This is a genomic window from Actinomadura sp. BRA 177 (assembly GCF_013372625.1).
GTDB lineage: Bacteria > Actinomycetota > Actinomycetes > Streptosporangiales > Streptosporangiaceae > Spirillospora.
Genome location: NZ_JABXFD010000510.1, coordinates 1 through 3,750, shown reverse-complemented (window position 1 = coordinate 3,750; position 3,750 = coordinate 1). Strand labels below are relative to the sequence as shown.

Sequence of the window (3,750 nt, the reverse complement as noted above, 5' to 3'; positions counted from 1 at the left end):
GTACCGAGGTTAGGCGTGATCACCGCGGGGCGACCGGGGCGGGGCGGGGGCGGGGGCCGCATCCGTCCGCGAGATCACCGGACCACCGTGAATCCGTTCGGTAATCGGGTGAAAAACGACGAATAGGCCATGACAGGGATCGACAACGCTTGACACGCGCGCGTCAAGGCCCTGCCTGCCCCGCTGCCGCACCGCCGCCACCGGTGCTGACCTCGGTGGACGCGGCACGTGAAGGCCATTTAACGCCGGAGTCATCGCGGGGACTCGCGGCCGAAACGGCGCCCGCCGAGTCTCGGCGCATGAACGGGACTCCCACGCACTGTCCGTACTGCGCCCTGCAGTGCGGCATGACCCTGGACGACACCGGCGAGGGCACCGTACGGGTCGAGCCCCGCGACGGCGTGCCGGCCAATCGCGGCGGGCTGTGCCAGAAGGGCTGGACGGCCGCGGAGGTGCTCACCGTCCCCGACCGGCTGACTTCGCCGATGATGCGGCGGGATCGGGACGCGCCGCTGGAGCCCTGCACCTGGGACGAGGCGCTCGACCGGGTCGCCGCCGAGGCCGCCCGGCTGCGGGCGCTGCACGGCCCGGACGCCGTCGCGGCGTTCGGCGGCGGCGGGCTGACCAACGAGAAGGCGTACCAGCTGGGGAAGTTCGCCCGCGTCGCGCTCGGCACGTCCCAGATCGACTACAACGGGCGGTTCTGCATGGCGTCGGCCGCGGCGGCGTCCGGCAGGGCCTTCGGCATGGACCGCGGCCTGCCGGGCCCGGTCACCGACCTGGCGGCGTCCGGTGCCGTCCTGCTCGTGGGCGGGAACCCCGCCGAGACGATGCCGCCGTTCATGCGGCACCTGGCGGAGATGCGGGACGGCGGCGGCGTCCTGATCGTGGTGGACCCGCGCCGCACCGCCACCGCCCGCCAGGCCGACCTGCACCTGCAGCCGGTCCCTGGTACCGACCTCGCGCTCGCCAACGGCCTGCTGCACCTGGCGCTCGCCGAAGGACTCGCGGACGAGGACTACATCGCCGCCCGCACCGCCGGGTTCGACGCCGTCCGGACGGTCGTCAACGCCTACTGGCCGGACCGCGTCGAGCGGATCACCGGCGTTCCCGTCCCGGCGATGCGGGAGGCCGTCCGACTGCTGGCCCGCGCCGGCCGAGCCCACGTCCTCACCGGGCGGGGCGGCGAGCAGCATGCGGACGGCACCGACACCGTCAGCGCGTTCATCAACCTGGCGCTCGCGCTCGGGCTGCCCGGCCGGAAAGGCTCCGGGTACGGGTGCCTGACCGGGCAGGGCAACGGGCAGGGCGGCCGCGAGCACGGGCAGAAGGCCGACCAGCTCCCCGGCTACCGCCGGATCGACGACCCGGCGGCCCGCGCGCACGTCGCCGGAGTATGGGGCGTCGACCCCGACGATCTGCCGGGCCCCGGACGGTCGGCGTACGAGCTGCTGTCGGCGCTCGGCACCGCCGGCGGCCCGAAGGCGCTGCTGCTGTTCGGCTCCAACCCGGTGGTGTCGGCGCCGCGCGCCGCCCACGTGGAGGAGCGGCTCGGCGCCCTGGACCTGCTGGTGGTGGCCGACTTCGTCCCGTCGGAGACCGCGCGGCGCGCCGACGTGGTGCTGCCGGCCGCGCAGTGGGCCGAGGAGGCGGGGACGATGACGAACCTGGAGGGCCGGGTGCTGCGCCGCCGCCGGGCCGTCCGCCCGCCGGCCGGCGTCCGCACCGACCTGGAGATCATCGCGGCGCTCGCGGAGCGGCTGAAGGCGCCGGGGGAGTGGAGCACCGACCCCGAGACGGTCTTCGGTGAGCTGCGCCGCGCCAGCGCGGGCGGCATCGCCGACTACTCCGGCATCACCTACGCGCGGATCGAGGCCGAGGGCGGCGTGTTCTGGCCCTGCCCGTCCCCGGACCATCCGGGCACGCCCCGCCCCTACCTGGACCGTTTCGCCACACCGGACGGCCGGGCGCGCTTCGTCCCGGTCGAGCACCACGGCCCCGCCGAGGACGTGGACGAAGGCCACCCCGTGTACCTGACCACCGGCCGGGTCCTCGCGCAGTACCAGTCGGGCGCGCAGACCAGGCGCGTCCCGGCGCTGGTGGAGGCGGCGCCGGGGCCGTTCGTCGAGCTGCATCCCGACCTCGCCGAACGCCTCGGCATCGAGGACGGCGCCGACGTGCGGGTGGAGAGCCGCCGGGGCGCGGTGACCGTCCGAGCACGCGTGACCGACGCGATCCGCGCCGACACCGTCTTCGTCCCGTTCCACTGGCCGGGGGAGGAGCGGGCGAACCTGCTCACCAACCCCGCCCTGGACCCGGTGTCGCGGATGCCGGAGTTCAAGGTCTGCGCCGTACGCGTGGGAGTGAGTCGCTTTTAACACGGCGGTGACAAAGGAGACCCAGCGGTGAAACCGCCCCTGCGGAGGATCAGGTCATGACCACGACACCCGAAGCGACGATCACCAAGGACACGGCGGCCCGCTGGTTCGACATCTGCTCCTACGCCGGCCTGATCCCCGAGCGCGGCGTCTGCGCGATGGTGGACGGCACGCAGGTGGCGGTCTTCCGGGTCTTCGACGGCGGCCTGCACGCGCTGTCGAACCTCGACCCGTTCAGCGGCGCGTACGTGCTGTCGCGCGGGATCCTCGGGACGAGGGACGGGACGCCGACCGTCGCGTCCCCCATGTACAAGCAGGTGTTCGACCTGGCGACCGGGGCGTGCCTGGACGATCCGCGGGTGGCGGTGCCGGTCTTCCCGGTCCGCCGGGCCGGGGACCGGGTGGAGGTGGCGGTCACCGATGAGCACGGGCAGTGAGCCACTGGCGGGGTTCGCGGTCGGCGTGACCGCGGCCCGCCGGCACGAGGAGCTCGCCACGCTGCTGGAGCGGCGCGGCGCCCGGGTCGTGCTGGCGCCCGCCATCCGGCTCGTCCCGCTCGACGACGACGCCGAACTGCTGGCGGCCACCCGGGCGTGCGCGGCCGGCCCCCTCGACCACGTCGTCGTCACGACCGGGATCGGGTTCCGGACGTGGCTGGAGACGGCGGACGGGCACGGGCTGCGGGACGCCCTGGTCGACCGGCTCGCCGGCACCGAGATCGTGGCGCGCGGCCCGAAGGCGCGCGGCGCGGTCCGGTCCGCCGGGCTGCGGGAGGCGTGGTCGCCGGAGTCGGAGGGCTGCGCCGAGGTCACCCGGCACCTGCTGGGCAGGGACATCGCGGGCGCCCGGATCGCCGTCCAGCTGTACGGGGAGCGGCAGCCGGAGCTGACCGGGGCGCTGCGCGCCGCCGGCGCCGAGGTGATCGAGATCCCGGTGTACCGGTGGTCGCGCGCCGAGGACCCGACGCCGCTGCGGCGGCTCGTCGGCCAGGCGGTCACCGGCACGGTCGACGCGATCACGTTCACCAGCGCGCCCGCGGTCGAGGCGACCCTCGCGGTCGCCGCCGCGGACGGGCTGGAGGACGCCCTGCTGGAGGCCATGCGCGGCCATCTGGTGGCGGCGTGCGTCGGGCCGGTCACCGCGCGGACGCTCACCGGGCGCGGCGTCCCGACCGTCCAGCCGGAGCGGGCCCGGCTCGGCGCGCTCGTCCGCGCGCTGGTCACCGGCCTGCCGGTGCGGCGGTCGCGGCGGCTGTCGGTGCGCGGGTGGTCGCTGGAGCTGCGCGGGCACGCGGTCGTGCTGGACGGGCAGCTGCGGCCGATCGCGCCCGCGCCGATGGCGATCCGGCGGGCGCGATCGGCCGCAGCTGCCC

3 protein-coding genes are annotated in these 3,750 nt (G+C 75.5%); all 3 read left to right on the top strand.

The genetic code is table 11. The features are described from left to right. The first annotated feature begins 299 nt into the window (after positions 1-299). A complete protein-coding gene (locus HUX53_RS29540; protein WP_176406499.1) occupies positions 300-2,378 on the top strand; it encodes a molybdopterin oxidoreductase family protein in 2,079 nt (692 codons plus the stop codon). A gap of 56 nt (positions 2,379-2,434) precedes the next feature. After that, a complete protein-coding gene (gene nirD, locus HUX53_RS29535) occupies positions 2,435-2,815 on the top strand; it encodes a nitrite reductase small subunit NirD (RefSeq protein ID WP_176406498.1) in 381 nt (126 codons plus the stop codon). Next, positions 2,799-3,750, top strand: a 952-nt coding sequence (locus HUX53_RS29530; RefSeq protein ID WP_176406497.1) for a uroporphyrinogen-III synthase, incomplete at its 3' end; no start/stop codon positions are given. The genes nirD and HUX53_RS29530, both read left to right, overlap by 17 nt.

Bases quoted from the DNA above. Each gene is read 5' to 3' on its own strand.
- HUX53_RS29540 (WP_176406499.1), top strand. From the start codon at position 300: ATGAACGGGACTCCCACGCACTGTCCGTACTGCGCCCTGCAGTGCGGC.
- nirD (WP_176406498.1), top strand. From the start codon at position 2,435: ATGACCACGACACCCGAAGCGACGATCACCAAGGACACGGCGGCCCGC.